Raw genomic sequence first — 21185 nt, 5'->3', positions numbered from 1 at the left:
TTCGGCGGGTTTTGCTGCGACAATCGGTCACACAATTTCCTGCCCGAATCACGTTTCGCCGCTGTAAAGCGCGATTGCGTCGCATAAGGCCGGGTCGCCGGTGCCGCCGCCTTCGCTATGCCTCTTGCCAGTGCCCTTGCCAGCCATTAGTGGCGTGGGCCGATAGAGTTTTTGTTTTGCCGCTTCTTAAGGGGAATACCATGAGCGACACCGCTGACCGCGTGAAGAAGATCGTTGTCGAGCACCTGGGCGTCGAGGCCGAGAAGGTCACCGAAGACGCAAGCTTCATCGACGATCTGGGCGCAGACAGCCTTGACATCGTCGAGCTGGTGATGGCCTTCGAGGAAGAGTTCGGCGTTGAGATCCCGGACGATGCCGCCGAGAAGATCAGCACCGTCTCGGATGCGATCAAGTACATCGACGAGCACAAGGGCTGATCAGCCTTTCGGGTTCCCGGCCACGCCCTTGATGGGCGCGGGCCGGTGCCCCGGGGCTGATGGATATGGCTTCAAGGCGCATCAAAACGCCCCGCCATGCCTCAGCCCGAGGGCGAGCATAAGGGCTCGCCAATACCCTCGGCGGCAGATGCGCTGGATCTTGAAAACCAGCGGGTCTGCACGATCTGACAGAGAGCCGATGAACGGTCTCTGAAGGATCGGTCGGAGGGCATGGCAGGCTCGGTCCGCGAGGGCTGGGCCTGTTGCTGTCTTAACCCGGCTTTGTTTTCGCCGGGGATGCAGGAAGGAAGAAGCAAGCATGACGCGTCGTGTCGTTGTCACCGGACTTGGTCTGGTCACCCCGCTGGGGGCTGACGTGGAAACCGCCTGGGCGAATCTGCTGGCGAGCAAGTCGGGCGCGGGGCGCATCACGCGCTTCGACACCACGGGGCAGAAGTGCCATATCGCCTGCGAGGTGAAGCCCGCCGATCACGAATATGGCTTCGACCCCAACAAGCGCGTGGACCACAAGGTTCAGCGTCAGGTTGACCCCTTTATCGTTTACGGCATCGATGCCGCGGGCCAGGCGCTTGAAGACGCCGGCCTGATCGACATGCCCGAAGAGATGAAGCTGCGTGCTGGCTGCTCCATCGGCAGCGGCATCGGCGGCCTGCCGGGTATCGAGAGCGAATCGCTGGTGCTGGCCGAGAAGGGCCCGGCCCGCGTCTCGCCGCATTTCGTCCATGGCCGCCTGATCAATCTGATCTCGGGTCAGGTCTCGATCAAATATGGCCTGATGGGCCCCAACCACGCGGTCGTCACCGCCTGCTCGACCGGCGCCCATTCGATTGGCGACGCCGCGCGCATGATCAAGGATGACGACGCCGACATCATGCTGGCGGGCGGCGCGGAAAGCACCATCTGCCCCATCGGCATCGCCGGTTTCGCTCAGGCGCGCGCCCTGTGCACCGCCTTCAACGACGAGCCCGAAAAGGCCAGCCGCCCCTATGACAAGGACCGCGACGGTTTCGTCATGGGTGAGGGCGCGGGCGTGATCGTGCTCGAAGAGTATGAGCATGCCAAGGCGCGCGGCGCCAAGATCTATGCCGAGGTGGTGGGCTATGGCCTCTCGGGCGATGCCTTCCATGTGACGGCGCCTCACCCTGAGGGCTTTGGCGCGTACCGTTCGATGGAGATGGCGCTGAAGAAGGCGGGCATGACCACCGCCGACATCGACTACATCAACGCCCATGGCACCTCGACCATGGCCGACACCATCGAGCTGGGCGCGGTGCGCCGCCTGTTCGGCGATGACATCGGCCGCGTGTCGATGTCGTCCACCAAGAGCGCCATCGGCCATCTGCTGGGCGGCGCGGGCGCTGTTGAGACCATCTTCTGCATTCTGGCCCTGCGCGACCAGATCGTACCCCCCACGCTCAATCTGGACACGCCGGATGAGGGCACGGATGGCGTCGATCTGGTGCCGCATGTCGCCAAGAAGCGGGTTGTGCGCGCGGCGCTCAACAACAGCTTCGGTTTCGGTGGCACCAATGCCAGCGTGATCGTCAAGGCGATCGAAGACTGAGATGGAGTGGGGGCCGGGGGCTTGAACCTCGGCCCCGCCGTCACATATCGGCCTGATGGCCAACTGGCAGTAAATTCGGCGGCATATTGGGCGGCATGAAGAAGAAGACCTCTCTGATTCTGGCCGGTGTGGCCGCTTTGGTGGTTGTGGTGCCCGGTGGCGCCCTGCTGCATGGCTATTACGGCGCCGGGCCGCTGCCTGCCGAAAAGAATTTCATCGTCCCTGATAACGCCAGGCTGTCCGATGTGGCGGTGAAGTTGCAGGCTTCTGGCGCGGTTTATTCCGCGCGGGCCTTCCGCTTTCATGTCCGCCTGATGGGCAGCAGCGATGCCCGTATCAAGGCGGGCGAGTTCCTGCTGCCCAAGGGCGCCAGCGAATCGAAAATCTTCTCTATCCTGACCGGCAAGGAGGCTCTGCGCCGCTTCGTCACCGTGCCTGAGGGCCTGCCCAGCATCATGGTACAGGAACGGCTGATGGCGCAGAGCGCGCTGACCGGCCCGGTGACCGTGCCCGATGAAGGCTCGATCCTGCCCGACACCTATGATGTGAAGGCGGGCGAGACGCGCGTGGAGGTTGTCACCCGCATGCAGGCGGGCATGACCAAGCTGTTGAAAGAGGCTTGGGACAAGCGCGATCCTTCGATCCCGGTGAAGACGCCCCGCGAGGCGCTGACGCTGGCCTCCATCGTGGAGAAGGAAACCGGCAAGCCCACCGAGCGTGCGATGGTGGCGGGCCTCTACGAGAACCGCCTGAGGCAGGATATGCCCCTTCAGGCCGACCCGACGATCATCTACCCGATCACGCGCGGCAAGCCGCTGGGCCGCCGCATCCTGCACAGCGAGATCGTCGCCCAGAACGATTACAACACCTATTCGATGAAGGGTCTGCCCAAGGGCCCCATCACCAACCCGGGCCGCGCCAGCATCGAGGCGGTGCTGCATCCGGCCAAGACTCAGGCGCTCTATATGGTGGCCGACGGCACGGGCGGCCACGCCTTCGCCGACACGCTTGAGCAGCACAATGAGAATGTGAAGAAGTGGTTCGCCATCCGCCGCGCCAAGGGTGAGATCTAGAACTGCCTTTCGCGCAGTGGGGCTGGCTCCCGCCGGATAAGCGGCAGAGACTTTGCGAATATCATCGGGAAAGGGCTTCGTCTCGGTGCATTATGGCGCCCGGCTTGGCGCGCCCGCTGCTGATGTTTGAAGCACCTGTGGAAATCCTGAAAGAAAATACACCGACCCCATTTTTCCTGGTTGACCGCTGCGCAACCCCCGCCTAAGGACCGCGCCTGCCCCGGACGGACGATCCGAAAGGCGGCAGAAAGCCCATGCGGCAACGTGTGGCGGAGTAGCTCAGTCGGTTAGAGCAGCGGAATCATAATCCGCGTGTCGGGGGTTCGAGTCCCTCCTCCGCTACCATAAATCAGACCGCGCAGGGTCGCGGGTGATTGAAAAAATCCCTAGATTCAGGTAGTTTTGAAGCAATCACTGGCCGTCGGTGATTGCCTCTGTTTGCACGTAATCGTGGAAGATGGGGGCCCAACAAGGGGGCTTCGCGAGGCCCCGCAGAATCGAGGCCCCCAATGGTGCTGACCGATACCGCGATCCGAAACGCCAAGCCCAAAGAGAAGCCCTATAAGGTCTCAGACTCGCAGGGGTTGTACCTGCTGGTCAATCCTAGAGGCAGTAAGCTGTGGCGCGTCAAATACCGCATAAACGGGCTTGAGCGGAAATTGGCGCTTGGCGCCTACCCTGAGATCACACTTGCGGAAGCTCGTTCCGCAAGGGATGCCGCTCGCAAGCAGGTAGCCCATTCGGTCGATCCGAATGCGGCCAAACGGCAAGCGCGAATAGAGGCCAGCATCCGGGCAACGAACACCTTTGCCAGCGTCGCAGAGGAATTAATCGCAAAACGGGAAAAGGAGGGTGTGTCGCCTCGCACTCTTGAGAAATATCGCTGGTTGTTAAAGTTGCTTGGCAGCGAGTTTGGGCGGCGGCCTGTCACGGAGATCACCCCCGCCGAACTGCTTCACGAAATCAAGCACCATGAACGGCGCGAGCGATATGAGACTGCCAAGCGCATACGTTCCTTCGCCAGCCGTGTTTTCCGTTATGCTGCGGCTACGGCTAGAGCCGAGCGCGACCCGGCACAGATGCTGCTCGGGGCACTCATCCAGCCGAAGGCAAAGCATTTCGCTGCGATCACGGATTCTGTCGAGTTTGGCGCCCTGCTTCGGGCAATCGAGGACTACGTTGGCGACCCTGCGGTAATGCATGCTCTCAAGCTCACCCCGCACCTCTATCAGCGCCCCGGCGAACTGCGTCATATGGAGTGGACCGAGATTAATTTTGAGAAGGCGGTTTGGACACTTCCTGCGGGGAAGATGAAGATGCGCCAGCCCCATGCGGTCCCCCTATCAAAGCAGGCAGTGGCTGTTTTGGAGAGCATGCGGTCCCTCTCGGGGAATGGGAAGTATGTGTTCCCGTCGGTTCGGAGCCGTACCCGTCCGATTTCGGAAAATACGATCACGGCGGCCTTACGACGCATGGGGTATTCAAAAGAGCAGATGACCGCGCACGGATTTCGGACCTCTGCATCCTCGTTGCTGAACGAGTCAGGTAAATGGAACCCCGCCGCTATCGAACGCGCATTGGCGCATATGGTATCTGGTGAGATACGGCGCATCTATAATCAGTCCGCTTACTGGCGCGAACGTATTGAAATGGCTCAATGGTGGAGCAATTATCTAGACGAGTTGCGCGACAGCGGAAACAGTCCCGCGACTAGGAGGACTGAGTATGGATTGGAATGACGAGGATCGTTCCCTACGCAGGATCGTCCTGCGCTTTTTGAACGAGAGCGAAGAACTGGCGCGTGAAGAGCTGGACAAGATTATCCAAGCAATTGAAGAGTATATAGGGCATCAGCCCCTCATTCAGAGTTGGACCATACCAACCATCATCATATTCACTCCTATATTCCTAATATTTTCGATCCTCCTCGCACCAGCCTCAAAGTTGCTGGGAAATTCCTTGTTTGTAGCAGCGCTCGCTGCCTGCCTTCTGCCACTGTTTATGGTTTGGCGTTGGCATCGCAACCAATACGGAACAGGCAGGTTGCGCAAGCCTCGTGAGGCGCTTTATTTGGGAGCCAGTGAGGAAACCATAGCAGCGTTGGAAAAGCTCTTTGCCTATCTGCAACGCGAAGACGGTCCGAAGCTCTATTATCGGGATAAGCACGGCAAGCAGCACTTTCTCAACCGGCGTAATTTTTTCGGATCTCTGCGTGTCCTGCTTCTTTCGGAATTTTCTTCCGTTCGGGAGCTTTGCTTAACACCCACTGGCGGTCGGATTGCCGCTGCGATCAAGATTGATGCTGATCCGGCAGAGGTGCTAAAAATTCTGGCTATTAAGCCCAAGCGTCCAGCCGGACATGGGCGGTACGCGAAATATCCTTACGCCGATGCCCTCGTGTCGTTCCTTGGCGATAGCGATATTCTGTCTATTGATGCGACCCGTCAGGAAATGGCGAATACGGCGATCAGGCGGCGTCTAAACAGCTTTTTCGTCGAGCATGTTGATGATTCCGGCGCCGTGCCACGTGCTGATCAGGTGCAGGAGCTTGTCCGAAAAATCTATGTGCGCCTGTGCCATCTGCAAGGGCGCAGGCCGGAACCCGAAATTACGCGCAAACGAAAAACGGATGCTGTCACCCAGTGAATTTGCCGCCGATCCTAGCTCGGTCCTCACCTTCCAGCCGCTCGACTTCACGTTCAAGCACCTCTCGGATGAATGACGCTCGCCGCCTGTTTCCCACGAGAGCGTCAATCCGCTCACCAAGCCCTTCCGGCAAGCGGATGTTGGTGGATTTAACATTGAGCGGAGGTCTTCCCATACCTGCGTCGTAACGGCGCGCGCCACTCGTTCAATCGGAACTCGATTAAACGGCACCGGTTATTGAGTGTTTCTGTTTTTAAGGTTATAAGCGGTGCCGTTTAATCGCTCCGCCGTGCCCACTGGGCCGCCAGAAGCAGAAACGAGGAAGGCATACTCATGACCTCGCCAGATTCTTCTCAACGTGATTCGATTGAAGGTACTTCCCGCCGTGCCCTGCTTCGCGGGCTTGGTGCTGCTCCTGTCGTGGCCTCAATGATCGCCTCACCATCGGTGATGGCCATCGCAGCGCTGAATGAACGATATGGAGATGGGCCAGCCATTCTTTTGCGGACCAAGGAGGGCAGAGAGATTAGCCGCAGGCGCTATCACAGCGCAGAAATCGAATTTTACGGAATTGAGGGTGGTTTCCACGGAGGCCGGATTCGGACCACGCTGCACACGGCAGGGTCTGTCGCGAAGCTCACGCTGTGCGCGCATCTTCTCGACGTGGGTTTTCCAGACCCATGGAATGCCGAGTATATTCGTCAGGATATCTCGAAGGTGCTGGCATACGCCAACGCCACCGGCCTAGGGCATGACTGCCCTGAAATGGCTCGCCTCGCCGTTATCCTCACCCCTTACTACAAATGGGGCTACCCGCATTTGATCGGTGACCCGCCGATGGACGATGGCGGGTTTACAGCTGATCAGGTCCGTTCGCTAATCAGGGCTTTGCTGGAACGTGTCCATGATGTGACCGGCCATACCCGCCCAAAGGGCTGGGAACGCATCCAGCAGGAGTTTCGGCCATGATGCTGCGCACGGATGCCGACCATCTGCCGTGGTCGATGCAGCAGGAGTTACGCCGCGCTGCGGCGATCCTGTTTGAGGCGTTTGCGGATATAACCAAGGGCGGGTGTTCAGAACATCGTCGGAATGGTCGCATCCTTGCGCTTATCCTTCATGGGCGTCATGTGGCGGAAGACTGGCAGGAAATCGCGCCGGGAGAAGCATTCCATCTGGTGGCGATAGTCAATCACGCTCGACTGGCACGGAGTCAACGGGATTGGCGGATCGTGCGCGACCGGCTCCAACGGGCATGGGAGTTCGGAGAGTTAGCTCACCCGATCCGCCTGACGGTCGAAGGTCTGGATAGGGTCAACCGCTCCCTTCTCGATGGTGTCCCCCATTTTGTCGCCGTCGCGGAAAAGGGTATCGCCCTCTACCAGATGGAGGGTTTGCGCCTGCAATCACCTCGCCGCCTGCCAGCGTTGGACCGCGCGGGGCGCGGCTTCGCCGAATTTCAGCGCTGGCATACGCGGGGCCGTGACTTTCTCGCTGGCGCGGCCTTTTACCGGAACCAGAGCAATGCGCCCATGGCCGCGTTGCTCCTGCATCAGGCATGTGAACACCTCTATCTCTGTGCCCTATGGTCAGTGACACTTTACGGCCCTCGCATCCATGCGCTGGACGAATTGCGTGAGGCGGCAGAGGCGTTGGATATTCGCTTGCGGGATGCATGGCCGAGAGAAACACATTTCGAGCGGCGGGCCTTCGCATGTATCCGCCGGGCGTACATTGAAGCACGTTATGGGGACACCTACCGCATTTCTCCTCAAGAGTTGGCATGGGCGTTCGAGCGGGTGGAAGAACTTGAAAAAAGTGTCATTCAGGTTTGCGCCGATCACCACACGTCGCTTATCGTGCAGCCAGTGGTGCCGATGCTTCCATCTGTGGCAGCACTAGCGGCGGTAGCGGTTCCTCAGCTCCACATTCAGGCTAAGGCTTTGCAAGGCGCCTCAAGGGTTGTGAGCAGGGCAAGGCCATCAGGGCCCTGCTGGCGCCGCCTTATTCCGGTCAATAGCATACGGCTACGGCGCTCCTATAGATCTTCGATTTGGTCACGCCGCATAGCGATTGCGTTGGTCAGCGTGTTTCTTTTTTTCGCCGGTTCTGACGGCGGTCTACTGCGGATGATCGTCACCCATCATGCACCGGCTGATCGTTACGAGCCTGCCATCCCATCTGCTGTGCTGGATTTCGATGTGAACGCCGACACGGTTTTAGGCGCTGTATCGGCAATAGCAAAAAAGGCCGGTTATCGGATCAAGGCGACCGATGACATTTTGGCCATCCGGTGGGCAGGTGGGTATCACGCGAAGGTCAGCACCTTCGATGCGCTTGCCGATATTCTTCGTGGCTCCGGTGTTTGCTCGGCGATCCGGGGGGACACCATCACCATCCGCTATTGCAACAAGACCAGCCCTCCTATCGTGGCGGCGGTTCAATCTCAGACTATGCCAGACGCGGGCGAGCGGCTGCGGATTTCAAGGTAGCGCGCCACCCTTGGAGCGGTCTGGTTAGGGAAGAAAATCATTTCTGGATGACGCGAACTCATTTCTGGATTGCGCGGACACCCGCAGCTTTCTGCGGTTTTCCGCAAATTTTTCATAACTGGACGACACACCGGCAAACGTGTGCAAATTGAATGGTCTCCCGCCGCGAATCGGCAACCAAGGAGATGCACATGGAAACCCTTGCCATATCCATCAATGAAACCGCCAAGGCGCTGGGCGTCGGTCGGTCCTCCGTTTACGCCCTGATCAAATCCGGCGGATTGGTCGCCATCAAGATCGGCAGGCGTACCTTGCTTACCACCGAGTCCATCAAGAAGCTGGCGCAGATCCGAACGTCGCTCTGATCCGCAGACGCGGCACGGCCCCAGCCTTTTGAATGGCGGGCCGCTCCGCGACTGCTCCCCCACACCTTTGTTCCCGCAACCGTGATTTTCACGAAAGGATGCCCCATGCCTGTTTCCCGCAAGGCCGTGGACCGGCTTTCTGACCTTTTGCGCCGTGACGGCAAAGTCACCTATCGCACCCGCATCGATGCCCGCGAGGCTGCCTATCTAAGCCGAATGCTCGACAGGATCACCGCCGATGAACAGGACGGCGAAGCACTTCGCTTCTTCCTGAGCCGGTCGATGCAAGGCGAACGCCCTCCCATCGACATCTACCGGGGCGACACATCCACCTGCCGGATCGATGGGCCATGGCAAGAGGTGGATAGTTATTGGCTTCCCCTCGGTGGTCTGGTCCTCACCCTTGGCGCCACGGCCCACCTTGACCCGTTCGAGGCGAAGGCTCTGCACCGCAAGATGCAGGACGCCATAGAAACAGCGATCCGGGCATGGGCGCGTGATCAGGACCTCTATTCCCTGCCAGAGGGAACCGACGCCATCGACAGGGGCGTGGCTGATCCTGCTGCCAAGGTCATGATCGCGGCATGGGCGGCGGAGCAAGCATCGGCCAATGGGCGTGATGTTGAGACAGTTCGGCCCCGCGATTGCGAACTTCGCGATGTTCTCTCGCCGCCTTGTGCCCTCTGCGGAAGGAGGCTGGCCCGTGACTGAGCCGAACCTCCAAACCGCAAGGTGGCGGGGCTGCGATGCTACGCATCGAGCCAGCAATTCAGATACACACCTCACGCACGGGTGCATGCCTGTTTTCCGCCAGTTTTGGCGAGTGCGCCGCGAGTGCGCCGCCCCGGCCCGTTGTCGGAATGCCTCAATTCCGGGGCTTTTCGGGAGTTCTCCGCGCACTCCCAAGGAGGCGGCCCGATGAGGCCGGTTCAGCACACCGTCCGCTTGCCCGCCTCGCTCGATAAGGCGCTCCGCGCCTTGGCCGAGCGCGACGGCACAAGCGTCTACGCCCTGCTTCAGCGAAGCGTCAAAGCCGGGGTGGCGGCGCTGGCCAACCCGCCCGCCCGTGACACGTCCGGCAGGGAGATCATCGCGGAACTGGCGATGGTCAGCACCCGCATGGTGGACGCCGAGCGGATGCTCGACCGGGCGCTGTTCACCGCCTGCGCCGCCTATTGCTATGCGCGCAGCGCCGCCACGGGCCAGCGCCAGAGCGATGAGGCCATCACCACCGAAATCAACGCGGCCTATAATCGCCAGCGTCGGCTGGCACGGGAGGACAGACGATGACCGGCCCTCATGATCGCCGTATCCACGCCGATGCCTTGCACAAGCAGCAGCAAGGCAGAAGCGTCGCCCAATTCAAACGGCAAGCTATCGCCATGCTTGTCTCAACCGCACTAGTCGGGATGGCCTTGCCCTATGGGATGGCAGGCCGGGACGCGATTGTCGCCACCGAGACGTATCACTGGGCCCAGGCTAAGCTATGGGTCGTATCGGCTTGGGCCAAGGATACCGAGGTCGATGTCCATATCGGGGGGCAGGTGCTTCCGGGCAGATCGGCACGCCAGATCATCGCGCACCCCTACTTTCAGCGGAGGGTCAGGCAGGTCTGGACCTTTGCCAAATGGGGCGGCTTGCTTGGCTTCACGGGCTCGTTTGGCCTCTTGCTTGCCCGGCGTCGTGTAACGCTCTACCGCCGCGAGAAGCTGTTGGCCGACCGATGGATTGCCGGAACGGCGACGACGACCGAGAAGGATTTGGCCAAGCTGACCCGCAAAGAGGCGGGTAAGGCTCCCCTGTCTATCGGCACTGTGCCAATCCCTTCGCGGCTGGAAACGCGCCATATGGCAATGATCGGCACGACCGGTTCAGGCAAGACGACCGCCCTGCGCCAGTTGCTTGACGGTATCGAGGCGCGGGGTGAAGCCGCCTTGGTCTACGACACCAGCGGAGAGTTCATCGCCCACTATTACAGGCCCGAGCGGGGCGACATCGTCCTGAACCCGTTCGATGCCCGCTGCGCCTTCTGGTCGCCCTTCGCCGAGATGAAACATCCCGCCGACGCCGACCGGATCGCGCACCAGCTAATCACCGAGACCGGCCAGCACGACAGCGATGTGTGGCTCGACACCAGCCGCATCCTTGTCGCCAACATGATCCGCGCGCTCTGGCGCGACGGGAAATGCACCTTGGCCGACCTGCTGCATGCTCTGCAAAATCGCACCAAGGATGATCTGAAGGAATGGCTGGCCACGAGCTCATCAGCCCGAACCTTCGCGGACGATGCCGACCGGGCAACAGGCAGCGTCTTGTTCATGCTCGCCAAAGCCGCCGACCTGATCCAGTTCCTCCGCATCGAGGACAGCGGGGGCACGCCCTTCGCTTTTCGTGACTTCATCCACGGGCTGGACAAGCGGAAGGGCGCCCGCCCTTGGATCTTCGTTCCGCGCAAGGAGGACTATTTCGAGGCGTCGAAGCCCTTGCTCGCCTGCTGGCTGGAATGCGCCGCCAGCGCCGTACTTGGCCTGCCGCCTTCGCCCGACCGGCGTATCTGGTTCGTGCTGGACGAGTTGGCCGATCTTCCTCGCGTCGATAATCTGGCGCGGCTCCTGCCCGAAGGCCGCAAGTTCGGCGCCGCCGCGATCCTGACTTTTCAGGCGCTGGGGCAGATGCAGCACCGCTATGGGCCGCAGATTGCCGAATCCATGCTGGGCTGCTGCAACACCAAGCTGTTCCTGCAAATCATCGACAGCGAAACCCGGCAATGGGCCAGCCAGACCATCGGGGAATGCGAGGTCGAGATTCATACGATGACCGATGCGCTGGCCGAGGGCGATGATGGGCCTCGCACCACCTTGGGGGTGACGCGGAAGATGCGGCCTGCCGTGCTGGAGAGCGAATTACGCCTGCCCAAATTCGAGGGGTATCTTCTCTTTCCCGATGGCCTGCCGGTGGCGCGTATCAAATTGGCCGCAGATCATATCGCGCGGCGCGGTCCTGCGCGCATGGCGGGTTTCCTTCCCGGCGATCCCAAGAACACCCTTTGGGAAAGGACGACCGCCGCCGCGCCGCCGTCGTCCCCGACGCCCGAGGGGACATTGCCCCCATCGTCATCACCCCGCACTCAGGGGCCAGTGTGATGGTGGCCTCCGTTTCCGCGCTGACCAGTTCGGCACAGGCCGCCAGCTATTACGAGGCTGACGACTATTATTCGGAGGGTGGCCCTTCGCCCTCGCAATGGCAGGGCAAAGGCGCGCAGGTCCTCGGCCTGTCCGGCGAGGTGGACCGCGAACAGTTCCGCGACCTTTTGGAAGGGAAGGTTGGCGATCAGCAGCTTGGCACCTTCCGGGGAGGCCAGCTTGAGCATCGCCCCGGCTGGGATGTTACCCTAAGCGCGCCCAAGTCCGTTTCGGTGATGGCCGAGGTTGCGGGCGACCGCAGGCTGATCGTAGCCCATGGCGAAGCGGTGCAAACGGCGATGGCTCACGTTGAACAGCATATGGCGGCTACCCGTGTCAGGGAGGGCGGCAGCGTCAACCGGGAGGCGACCGGCAATCTTGTCGTTGCCAGTTTCCAGCATGGCACGAGCCGGGCGCAAGACCCGCAGCTTCATACCCATAACGTCATCATGAATGTGACACAGGGCGAGGATGGCGCGTGGCGCAGTCTTGAACCCCGCGCGATCTACCAGCTTCAGAAGCAAATCGGCGCGATCTACCGGCAGGAGCTGGCCGTGAAAGTGCGGGAGCTTGGCTATGAGATCGAGCCGGGCAAGGACTCCATGTTCGAGATCAAGGGCCTGTCCGTGGAGGTCATTGCGGCGTTCAGCACCCGTAGCGCCGAGATCGAGGCGGCGCTGGGGGAACGCGGCTCCTCGCGTGATACCGCCAGTGCCGCCGAAAAGCAGATGGCTACGCTCGACACCCGCGCCGCCAAGGTTGCCACCGATCACACCACCCTAGTTGCCGAATGGCGAGAAACCGCCAAACAAGTCGGTTTCGGCCCGGCAACCCGGTTGGCCATGATCGAACAGGCCGAGGCCAGAGCGGCAAGCCCATCTCACCGGGCGGATATGGCCCGGCAGGCAACCATGGCAGATCGGGCCGTTGCGCATGCAGCTGAGAAGCTGGGCGAGCGGCAATCGGTGTTTTCCGCCGCCGCCTTGCAGGAAGAGGCCGGGCGAGCCGGGCTGGGCAAAGTGGGATATGCCCAGATTGGCGAGGCTATCGCTGCCGCCACGAAACAGGGCGAATTAATCGACCGGACCTTTCTGGACCGGCGCGGCGCCGAGTTTTCTGGCTTCACTACCCGCCAGAATGTCGAGATCGAGACAAAGATGCTGCGGATCGAGGCGGAAGGGCGCGGGACATTGTCTTCTATCGCATCGCCGCTTGCCGCAGCCAAAGCCGTGGCTACCGCCTCGGCTCAGGCGGAGCGGGTGGGCTTTGGCTGGAATGCCGACCAGCGGGCCGCCACCGAGCAGCTTCTGTCCAGCGAAAACCGTATCACAGCATTGCAAGGCTATGCGGGCACGGCCAAGACCACGACCGTTTTAGCGACCTTTGCCCACGAGGCCGAGGCGCAGGGTGTGCAGATCATTGCCTTGGCCCCAACTGCGTCAGCTGCGATGGTGCTGGGCGAGGCGCTAGGCGCAAGGAGCGATACTGTCGCCCGCCATCTGCTGTCGCCAGAGCTGCCCAATCAGGGGCAGCCCGCCGCGTGGATTGTCGATGAGGCATCCTTACTGTCGGCCCGCGATACTGCCCGGCTCTTTGACCTCGCTGAACGGCACAATGCCCGCGTGGTGTTGGTAGGGGATGTGCAGCAGCTTGGATCGGTCGAGGCGGGCGCGGCCTTTGCCCAATTGCAGGGCGCCGGGATGGAAACCGCGAAACTAAGCGAGATTGTCCGGCAGACCAATGAGGCCACGAAAGAGGCCGTGCTGGCTTCCATCGAGGGTGATGCCAAGAAGGCGCTCGCTGCGCTGGATAGCGGCGGAGGCCGGATTATCGAGAATGCGGATCAGGCCGAACGCTTTGCCGCCATGGCCGAGCAATATGCCGGTATGGACAAAGCGGCGCGTATCCGTACCCTTGTTATCGAGCCTTCGCGGGAGGGGCGGGATGTGCTGACGGCTGATATTCGCGATGCGCTCACCAGAGCGGGTGTGCTTACCGGCCCAGTTGTCACCATGCAGAGCCTTACGAACAAGGGGCTGACCCGTGCCGAGGCCCGTGATCCACTGAGCTATGACAAAGGCGATGTGGTGCGCTTCACCCGCGATTATGCCGACAAGGGTGTGAGCCGGGGCGAGGCTTATCGGGTGGAGGCCATCGATCCGGCCAAAGCAGCCATCACCCTGAGATCGGAGGGTGGCGGGGAGGTGGATTGGCGCTTGCGGCAATGGGGAGCCGGGCAGAGCCAAGCCTTTGCGCCCCAATCGCTGGAATTGAAGGCGGGCGACCGCATCCAGTTCACCCGCAATGACCGGCAGGTGGGGCGGATCAATGGTGGGCGGTGCGAGGTTGTCGCAGTGGACGAAAGGGCTCGCTGCGCCACCATCCAGACTTCACGCGGGAGGACTGAAACGCTGAACATTGATGCTGCTCGCGACCAGCATCTCCGCCATGCCTATGTGGACACGGCCTTTGCCGCTCAAGGGCGTACCGCCGATCACGTCATGATCCATGCCGACAGCAAGGCAGCCAATCTGGTGGATCAGAAGAGCTTTTACGTTGGGATTTCCCGCGCCAAGGAGACTGCGACGGTCTTCACCAATGACCGGGGCAAGCTAGTATCGGCCATCAACGAGCGCGCGGGACAGGTCCAGACTGCCCTTGTGCAAGCCGCCATGCCCACGCCAGCGGCCGCCAAGGCAGCGGGGGCCGGGCTGTGATGAAGATAGGGTTTGTTTGCACGCCGACATCTGTATAGCGTCGCCCAACGCCGCACGATCCAGGGGGGCAGCTATGACCGCGATTGCAGATATTCGCTTGAAAAATCCGGCCCACCCCGGCGGTTTCATCAAGCATGAGATCATAGAGCCGTTGGGCTTGTCGGTCACAGCCGCAGCGGACGTGCTGGGCGTTACGCGCGCTACACTTTCGACCTTGCTTAATGAGCGCGCGAACCTGTCGCCTGAAATGGCGCTGCGTATCGAGAAGGGATTTGGGGTGTCGATGGATACCCTCATGCAGATGCAAAGCAGCTACGACATCGCGCAGACTCGCAAAAGGGAAGCGGAAATTAGAGTTTTTCCTTTCAAATGGAAGCAGCGAGACGATTAGCAACAACTGGCCTAAGTGACCCAGATCGGGTGGGTAGTGGTCGCGTTTATAAATTCGAGAACGGCGAGATATTAACTGATGCAAAGAGAAGAAGTTCGCACCCTTGGCGGGTTTGTGTGGTCAATTGCCGAGATTCTACGCGGTGACTTCAAGCAGTCTGAATATGGGAAGGTCATTTTACCCTTTGTCGTATTGCGCCGCCTCGACTGCATCCTTGCCTCTACCAAAGCCGCCGTTCTTGAAGCCGCCAATTCGGTTCCCGAGGGCGTAGACGACGCCACCCGCGACATGATTTTGTTCGGCGCGGTGGGCGGGAATGTGAAAGTCTACAACCTGTCCCGTTTCACGCTGGCCACCCTCAAGGGTCAAGACCCCAGCCAGCTTCACGCAAACTTGGTCGATTACATCACCAAATTTTCGGCAAACGTTCGCGACATCTTTCTCGATAAATTCCTGTTTACCGACCAGCTTAAGCGCCTCAAGGAAGGGGGTATCATTTGGAACGTCTTTGAGCGTTTCACTGAGATCAACCTGCATCCCGATGCGGTCAGCAATATAGAGATGGGCTATCTCTTCGAGGAACTGATCCGCCGCTTCTCGGAAATCTCCAACGAGACGGCGGGCGAACACTTCACCCCGCGCGAGGTGATACGCCTGATCGTGGACTTGCTGATCGCCAATGACGATACTAAGCTGACCGGACGCGGCATCATCCGGCAAGTCTATGATCCGGCCTGCGGCACGGGCGGTATGCTCGCCCTCACCGAAGCCGCCTTGCAGGAGTTCAATCCCTCAATCCGGGTCGAATTGTTCGGGCAGGAATTGAACGGGGAATCCTTTGGCATCTGCAAATCCGACATGCTTGTAACAGGCCACGATCCCGAGCAGATCGCCTTCGGCAACACGCTCACACAAGACTCTCATAAGGAAAAGAAATTCCACTACATGCTGTCCAACCCTCCCTACGGCGTGGACTGGAAAAAGTATCAAGACGCGATCAAGGACGAAGTCGATTCCCTTGGCTTTGATGGTCGTTTCGGCGCAGGAACGCCGCGCATTTCCGATGGCCAGCTTCTCTTTCTGCAACACATGATCTCGAAAATGCGCGACGATGAAATCGGCTCGCGCATAGGCATCGTCATGAACGGCTCGCCCCTGTTCACGGGCGGGGCCGGGTCCGGCGAAAGCGAAATCCGCCGCTGGATGTTCGAAGATGATTGGGTCGAAGCGATTGTCGCGCTGCCCACCGATCTGTTCTACAACACCGGCATCCAGACCTATGTATGGCTGCTGACCAACCGCAAGCCCGACAATCGCCGGGGCAAGGTGCAGTTGATCGACGCCAGCGGCGAGCGGTTTTGGCGTTCTATGCGCAAATCCCTCGGCTCCAAGCGCCGCGAGATTCCCGAAGAAGCCCGCGCCGACATTGTGCGTATCTATGAAGGCTTCCTGAACGGCGGCAGCGGTGAAGGCGGCGTTGCCAAAATCTTTGACGTTGCGGACTTCGGCTACCGCGAAATCCGTGTCGAGCGCCCGTTGCGCCTTAATTTTCGGGCGAGCCAAGAGCGGATCGCCCGTCTAGCTGATGAGAAAGTGTTTGCCCGCCTGCCCGACGACGAGCGGGAAGAGATCGAGGTCGTCTTGTTAAGCATGGACGACGCGCTCTTCATGAACCGCGATGCCTTCAACAAGGTTTTGACCAAAGCGCTCAAGGACGAGGGCGTGGCAATCGCCGGACCGGTCAAGAAGGCGATCCTTTCGGCACTTTCCGAGCGCGATGAAGAAGCCGACATCTGTGCCGACAAATATGGCAATCCCGAGCCGGATACCGACCTGCGCGACCACGAACTTGTGCCGCTGAAAGAGGATTGGCGCGAGTATGTCGCGCGCGAGGTGACACCGTTCTTTTCAGACGCTTGGGTTGATGAACAATATATTGACCCAAAGGATAGAGGGGTCGGTCGCGTCGGATACGCCATTAACTTCAATAGATATTTCTTTCAGTTCTACAGGCCGGAAAGCATGGAACAAATAGATAAGGCAATTGAGAGTATGCGCGCCGATATATCTGATCTCCTTATGGAAGTCACACTATGATCTCTCTTCAATCTAAGGTCACTGGGATCGAGCCGCCGCCTCATTGGATGCCTAGAAAGCTCAAGCATGTATTGAGAATCAGGAAGTCTAATAAAAATGAAGGTCTGAAAGAGAAAAATCTTCTTTCGCTGAGTTACGGTAACATCATTCGCAAAGATATAGAGAGCGCTGAAGGTCTGGTCCCTGCTTCTTTTGAAGGATACCAGATTGTTGAACCGGGAGACATCGTTCTTCGATTGACGGACCTCCAAAATGACAAGCGCAGTCTACGTCAGGGACTAGTGAAAGAGCGGGGGATTGTAACGTCCGCATATGATGCTGTGCACGCTTCGCAGGGCGATGACCCTGAGTATTGGTATTATTTCTTGTATGCCTTGGACATATCGAAATATTACTATTCACTAGGGGGCGGGGTCAGGCAATCTATAAGCTTCAATGATTTTCCAAACGATTGGATTCTTTCTCCCGACCTGTCGGAGCAGAGGGAAATAACAGGGCGTTTAAAAAAATCCCTGTTCGCCATAGATTCCATAGTTTCTCAAATTGGCGGTAATAGAGCGGTTCAAGTGGCAACTGAAGGATCACTCCTGTCCCTGCTGGCCAAGAGGCGCCAAGCGGCCATTGTGCAGGCTATCATGGCCTCTACATCCGTCGCTCACGAAGAGATTTCTGATAAGTTGATGCAAAGATTGGCCGCTGCCGCTGCGACCCATCGGGATGAGAATGAGGTTTCCGAATGAAGCAGTCCGCCGCTCACAACCTCCATAAGGAACAGGTGGTACAGGACCACCTGATCGCCCGCCTTGTCGCGGGTGAGGGCTATGAATTGCGCAATACCAAGATCGATTACCACCGTGGGCTGGCGATGGATAGGGCTTTGGTCTTGAGTTTCGTTCAAAACACTCAGCCCGAAGAATGGGCCAAGCTGGAAGAGCATTACACTACTGCGGCGGAAGACACGTTTTTCAAGCAGCTTGAAAAGTCCCTTAAAGATCGCGGACTGCTTGATGTGTTGCGGCAGGGAATCAAGATTGTCCCCGGCATCAAGTTCTCCCTTTGTTATTTCCGGCCCGCTAGCAGCTTGGAACCCAAGCGCGTCGCCGAATACGAGGCCAATATCCTCTCGGTGATGAAGGAGGTTGAATATAGCGAACGCCACGGGGGGCGGTTGGACGTGGCCTTGTTCCTCAACGGCCTGCCCGTCGCCACAATGGAGGCCAAGAACCTCCTTACCGGCTCCAATTTCCGTCACGCCGAAAAGCAATATCGGCAGGACCGTTCACCAGCGGGAGAACCGTTGCTGACCTTCAAGCGCGGGGCCTTGGTCCATTTTGCACTGGACGAGGACAATGTGTCCATGACCACGCGGCTGCAAAATGGCCGCACCCGTTTCCTGCCCTTCAACCGTGGCCGCGATGGCGGGGCCGGGAATCCCGACATTGAGGACGAGTTCCGCGTTGCCTATCTCTACAACTCTGGCGAATGGGGCGCGGCGATATTCTCCCGCGCCGTGCTGCTCGACATCATCGGGCGGTTCGTAAACCTTGATACCAGCGGCAAGAACGAGGCCTTGATCTTTCCGCGCTTCCAGCAGCTTGACGCCGTGTGCAGGCTTATGGCGCACGCAGGTCAGTTTGGCGCGGGACGCAACTACCTGATCCAACACTCGGCAGGTTCAGGCAAATCCAACACCATCGGCTGGCTCGCCCACCACGCGATCAACCTTCATGACGCGGATGACAAGGCGGTATTCAACACTGCAATCATCGTCACCGACCGCATTGTGTTGGACCGTCAGCTTCAAAACACAGTCTCGCAGTTCGAGCAGACGCAGGGAGTTGTGCGCAAAATAGACGGCACATCGAAGCAGCTTAAGCAGGCCATCGCCAGAGGCGCGCGCATCATTGTCACTACGATCCAGAAATTCTCTACTGATCATTTGAAAGCGATTTCCGGTCTGGGCGATCGCACCTTCGCCGTCATCGTGGACGAGGCACACAGCAGCCAGTCCGGCAAGTCCGCCCAAGCCATGACCGACGCGCTCACGCGCGAGGCGGATTCCAGCGACGATATAGAGGATATCATCGCCGCCTATCAAAAGGCGCGCGGACCGCAGGCGAATATCAGTTTCTTCGCCTTCACCGCGACCCCGCGCAATGTCACGCTGGAACGCTTTGGCACCAAGGGTCCAGACGGACTTCCGCACCCGTTCCATCTCTATTCGATGCGCCAAGCCATCGAAGAGGGCTTCATTCTGAACGTTCTGCAGAATTACATGACCTACAAGGCCTATTACGAACTGGAAAAAGCTATCGAAGACGACCCGCAGCTAAGTGGGCGGCGCGGCCAGCGCCGAGTTGCGCGCTATGCCAATCTACATCCTACCGCCATCGGCCAGAAGGTCGAGATAATTGTCGAGCATTTTCGCCGCCATGTCGCGAAAATGCTTGACGGACAGGCCAAGGCAATGATCGTTACAGGCAGCCGCGATCATGCGCTGCGCTACTTCTTCGGTGTGCGCGACTACATCAAGGCGCAAGACTATCGCGACCTCCGTGCGCTTGTCGCCTTCTCGGGCGAACTGACCTTCGATGGCCAAACCTACACAGAAGCCGACCTGACAGGCTTTGCCGAAACCGAACTGCCGGGCCGATTCGATGGCTTTAAGCCAGACGGCACGCCCTATCCCGACCAGTATCAAATCCTGATCGTCGCCGAGAAATACCAGACCGGCTTTGACCAGCCGAAACTCTGCGCTATGTATGTGGACCGCAAACTGGCGGGCTTACAGGCCGTGCAAACTCTATCGCGTCTGAACCGCACCCGGCCCGGTAAGGACCAGACCTATATCCTCGACTTCCAAAATATCATCGAGGACATACAGGATGCCTTCCGCCCATATTTCGAGGTGACAGCGCTCGAAGCCAACTCCGATCCTAATCTCGTTTACGACCTTGAAGGACGGCTGTTCAAATTCGCCTATCTCGATAAGGAAGAGATTGAGCGATTTGCGGCGACTTACTACAAGGGGCAACTCGATGGCGTGGACCGTGCGCGGCTCGAAGGGCTTGTCCGTGAGGCCGTCGCCCGGTTTGAAGCTGATGACGATGAGGGGCGGCAGGAGGAGTTCCGCCAACTTCTGCGCAGCTATATGCGTTTCTATAGCTTTATCGCGCAGGTGATGAGGCTGGAGGATACGAGCTTGGAAAAGCTCTACTCATACGGCGCATGGCTCGCTCGCCTCCTTCCCAACCGGCAGATCCCACCCGAAATTGAAATCACTGACGACATGCTCCGGCTACAAAAGTTCAAGGTTGAGCAGAAGGAGCAGGGTGACGCCTCGCTCGCCGTCGGCGACAGGGCGGCGCTAAAAGGGATCAGCGAGTTCGGGGCTAAGCCCTACACCGAGGACGAGCAGAAGGAGTTGTCCGAGATCGTCAAGGCGTTCAACGAACGTTATGGAACGCAATTCTCCGAAACCGACATGATCCGCTTCGAGCAGGTGAACGAGGAGATTCTAGGCGACGACCTTGCGGAGATGTTGCGCAATAACCCGCCGGATGTTGTTTACACTGCCTTCGCCCAAGCGTTCTTCCAAGGCGCGGTCCGCATGTTCCAGCGCGATAATGAGATGCGCAACATCGTTTTGACGGACGCGGAGGCGCGGGACAAGGCCACGCGCCACTTCTTCAATCGAGCACTTCGGCAAGTCCGCGACGTTCATGCGTCGTAACTTGTCCTATCGCTGGGATCGCATGTTTGACCTACAGATCACGTCGTGAGAAGGGAAAGGTCCTCTGAATCTCGAATGTCGGCGGTTCGAGTGATTTTTCAGGCCAGAATTTTTAGGGCTCTTTTGGGGGCCCTGTCTGAAGGACGATCATAATTTCCAGAAATAATTCAATTATTTCAATGATCCTATTTCAGTCCCTCCTCCCTACCATCGTTACCCCCACATTGCGGGGTGACCATATTTCCTGATCATCCAGAGAATTGGCCTTACTTCATTGCCGAAGGCTGTTTTTCTGTCTCCATCCTATCCGGGATAAGCGGTAAGATGGGCAATCCGTTCGCGCATGGTCGCCAGGTGCTTTTCGTTTTCAGCTTATACCGTTTGCCCCATCGTGCAGGCCGATAACGCTAAGAACTGAGAGGAGCGGATGCACTCCCCGTTCTGTACATCGAGAGCATAAGACCGAC

Annotated in this window: 16 protein-coding genes and 1 tRNA gene; all 17 read left to right on the top strand. The window is 59.2% G+C overall.

What is annotated here, in order from left to right; all coding sequences use genetic code 11:
* The first annotated feature begins 200 nt into the window (after positions 1–200).
* The 17 genes from HGK27_RS11465 (at position 201) to HGK27_RS11385 (ending at position 20718) form a co-directional block, all read left to right on the top strand.
* Positions 201–437 carry an acyl carrier protein gene (locus HGK27_RS11465; protein ID WP_068091019.1) on the top strand — a complete coding sequence of 79 codons (237 nt, stop codon included), beginning with the start codon at positions 201–203 and terminating at the stop codon, positions 435–437.
* A gap of 319 nt (positions 438–756) precedes the next feature.
* A complete protein-coding gene (fabF, locus tag HGK27_RS11460; RefSeq protein WP_206240668.1) occupies positions 757–2022 on the top strand; it encodes a beta-ketoacyl-ACP synthase II in 1266 nt (421 codons plus the stop codon).
* Between the two features lie 95 nt (positions 2023–2117).
* Positions 2118–3095, top strand: coding sequence for an endolytic transglycosylase MltG (mltG, locus tag HGK27_RS11455; RefSeq protein ID WP_206240667.1), 978 nt, complete (start codon positions 2118–2120; stop codon positions 3093–3095).
* A gap of 268 nt (positions 3096–3363) precedes the next feature.
* Positions 3364–3440: transfer RNA gene (locus tag HGK27_RS11450), tRNA-Met, on the top strand.
* Positions 3441–3604: 164 nt separating this feature from the next.
* Entirely contained in the window at positions 3605–4834 is a 1230-nt protein-coding gene (locus tag HGK27_RS11445; RefSeq protein WP_206240665.1) for a tyrosine-type recombinase/integrase, read from the top strand.
* The gene (locus tag HGK27_RS11440; RefSeq protein ID WP_206240663.1) at positions 4821–5741 is read left to right on the top strand and encodes a hypothetical protein; all 921 of its coding nucleotides are present in this window, start codon (positions 4821–4823) and stop codon (positions 5739–5741) included. Before HGK27_RS11445 ends, HGK27_RS11440 begins: the two co-directional genes overlap by 14 nt.
* Before the next feature lie 333 nt (positions 5742–6074).
* A complete protein-coding gene (locus HGK27_RS11435) occupies positions 6075–6710 on the top strand; it encodes a hypothetical protein (RefSeq protein WP_206240661.1) in 636 nt (211 codons plus the stop codon).
* A complete protein-coding gene (locus tag HGK27_RS11430; protein ID WP_206240659.1) occupies positions 6707–8233 on the top strand; it encodes a HEPN domain-containing protein in 1527 nt (508 codons plus the stop codon). Before HGK27_RS11435 ends, HGK27_RS11430 begins: the two co-directional genes overlap by 4 nt.
* A 191-nt stretch (positions 8234–8424) precedes the next feature.
* Positions 8425–8598: a helix-turn-helix domain-containing protein gene (locus tag HGK27_RS11425; protein ID WP_206240657.1), complete on the top strand. Its 174-nt coding sequence runs from the start codon at positions 8425–8427 to the stop codon at positions 8596–8598.
* A gap of 105 nt (positions 8599–8703) precedes the next feature.
* On the top strand, positions 8704–9309 hold the full coding sequence (locus tag HGK27_RS11420; RefSeq protein WP_206240655.1) for a hypothetical protein: 606 nt from the start codon (positions 8704–8706) through the stop codon (positions 9307–9309).
* Positions 9310–9516: 207 nt separating this feature from the next.
* Entirely contained in the window at positions 9517–9888 is a 372-nt protein-coding gene (locus tag HGK27_RS11415) for a hypothetical protein (RefSeq protein WP_206240654.1), read from the top strand.
* Positions 9889–9923: 35 nt separating this feature from the next.
* A complete protein-coding gene (locus HGK27_RS11410; protein WP_322099032.1) occupies positions 9924–11741 on the top strand; it encodes a type IV secretion system DNA-binding domain-containing protein in 1818 nt (605 codons plus the stop codon).
* Positions 11741–14497 carry a MobF family relaxase gene (gene mobF / locus HGK27_RS11405; protein WP_206240652.1) on the top strand — a complete coding sequence of 919 codons (2757 nt, stop codon included), beginning with the start codon at positions 11741–11743 and terminating at the stop codon, positions 14495–14497. Before HGK27_RS11410 ends, mobF begins: the two co-directional genes overlap by 1 nt.
* Positions 14498–14570: 73 nt before the next feature.
* Complete coding sequence (locus HGK27_RS11400; RefSeq protein ID WP_206240651.1) at positions 14571–14888, top strand: HigA family addiction module antitoxin; 318 nt, start codon at positions 14571–14573, stop codon at positions 14886–14888.
* Between the two features lie 78 nt (positions 14889–14966).
* The gene (locus tag HGK27_RS11395) at positions 14967–16985 is read left to right on the top strand and encodes a type I restriction-modification system subunit M (RefSeq protein WP_206240650.1); all 2019 of its coding nucleotides are present in this window, start codon (positions 14967–14969) and stop codon (positions 16983–16985) included.
* Positions 16982–17725, top strand: a complete 744-nt coding sequence (locus HGK27_RS11390; protein WP_206240648.1) for a restriction endonuclease subunit S domain-containing protein — start codon at positions 16982–16984, stop codon at positions 17723–17725. Before HGK27_RS11395 ends, HGK27_RS11390 begins: the two co-directional genes overlap by 4 nt.
* Positions 17722–20718, top strand: a complete 2997-nt coding sequence (locus HGK27_RS11385; RefSeq protein WP_206240647.1) for a type I restriction endonuclease subunit R — start codon at positions 17722–17724, stop codon at positions 20716–20718. Before HGK27_RS11390 ends, HGK27_RS11385 begins: the two co-directional genes overlap by 4 nt.
* The last annotated feature ends 467 nt before the right edge of the window (positions 20719–21185 follow it).

Origin of the sequence: Novosphingobium terrae (genome assembly GCF_017163935.1) — a bacterium.
GTDB classification, from domain to species: Bacteria; Pseudomonadota; Alphaproteobacteria; order Sphingomonadales; family Sphingomonadaceae; genus Novosphingobium; species Novosphingobium terrae.
The sequence above is the reverse complement of the archived record's forward strand: the minus strand, read 5'-3'. Positions and strand labels throughout refer to the sequence as shown.

Excerpts from the sequence above, each read along its gene's own strand:
- HGK27_RS11445 (WP_206240665.1), top strand. The coding sequence starts at position 3,605 with ATGGTGCTGACCGATACCGCGATCCGAAACGCCAAGCCCAAAGAGAAG.
- mltG (WP_206240667.1), top strand. The coding sequence starts at position 2,118 with ATGAAGAAGAAGACCTCTCTGATTCTGGCCGGTGTGGCCGCTTTGGTG.
- fabF (WP_206240668.1), top strand. The coding sequence starts at position 757 with ATGACGCGTCGTGTCGTTGTCACCGGACTTGGTCTGGTCACCCCGCTG.
- mobF (WP_206240652.1), top strand. The coding sequence starts at position 11,741 with ATGGTGGCCTCCGTTTCCGCGCTGACCAGTTCGGCACAGGCCGCCAGC.
- HGK27_RS11425 (WP_206240657.1), top strand. The coding sequence starts at position 8,425 with ATGGAAACCCTTGCCATATCCATCAATGAAACCGCCAAGGCGCTGGGC.
- HGK27_RS11400 (WP_206240651.1), top strand. The coding sequence starts at position 14,571 with ATGACCGCGATTGCAGATATTCGCTTGAAAAATCCGGCCCACCCCGGC.
- HGK27_RS11465 (WP_068091019.1), top strand. The coding sequence starts at position 201 with ATGAGCGACACCGCTGACCGCGTGAAGAAGATCGTTGTCGAGCACCTG.
- HGK27_RS11440 (WP_206240663.1), top strand. The coding sequence starts at position 4,821 with ATGGATTGGAATGACGAGGATCGTTCCCTACGCAGGATCGTCCTGCGC.
- HGK27_RS11390 (WP_206240648.1), top strand. The coding sequence starts at position 16,982 with ATGATCTCTCTTCAATCTAAGGTCACTGGGATCGAGCCGCCGCCTCAT.
- HGK27_RS11385 (WP_206240647.1), top strand. The coding sequence starts at position 17,722 with ATGAAGCAGTCCGCCGCTCACAACCTCCATAAGGAACAGGTGGTACAG.
- HGK27_RS11415 (WP_206240654.1), top strand. The coding sequence starts at position 9,517 with ATGAGGCCGGTTCAGCACACCGTCCGCTTGCCCGCCTCGCTCGATAAG.
- HGK27_RS11435 (WP_206240661.1), top strand. The coding sequence starts at position 6,075 with ATGACCTCGCCAGATTCTTCTCAACGTGATTCGATTGAAGGTACTTCC.
- HGK27_RS11395 (WP_206240650.1), top strand. The coding sequence starts at position 14,967 with ATGCAAAGAGAAGAAGTTCGCACCCTTGGCGGGTTTGTGTGGTCAATT.
- HGK27_RS11420 (WP_206240655.1), top strand. The coding sequence starts at position 8,704 with ATGCCTGTTTCCCGCAAGGCCGTGGACCGGCTTTCTGACCTTTTGCGC.
- HGK27_RS11430 (WP_206240659.1), top strand. The coding sequence starts at position 6,707 with ATGATGCTGCGCACGGATGCCGACCATCTGCCGTGGTCGATGCAGCAG.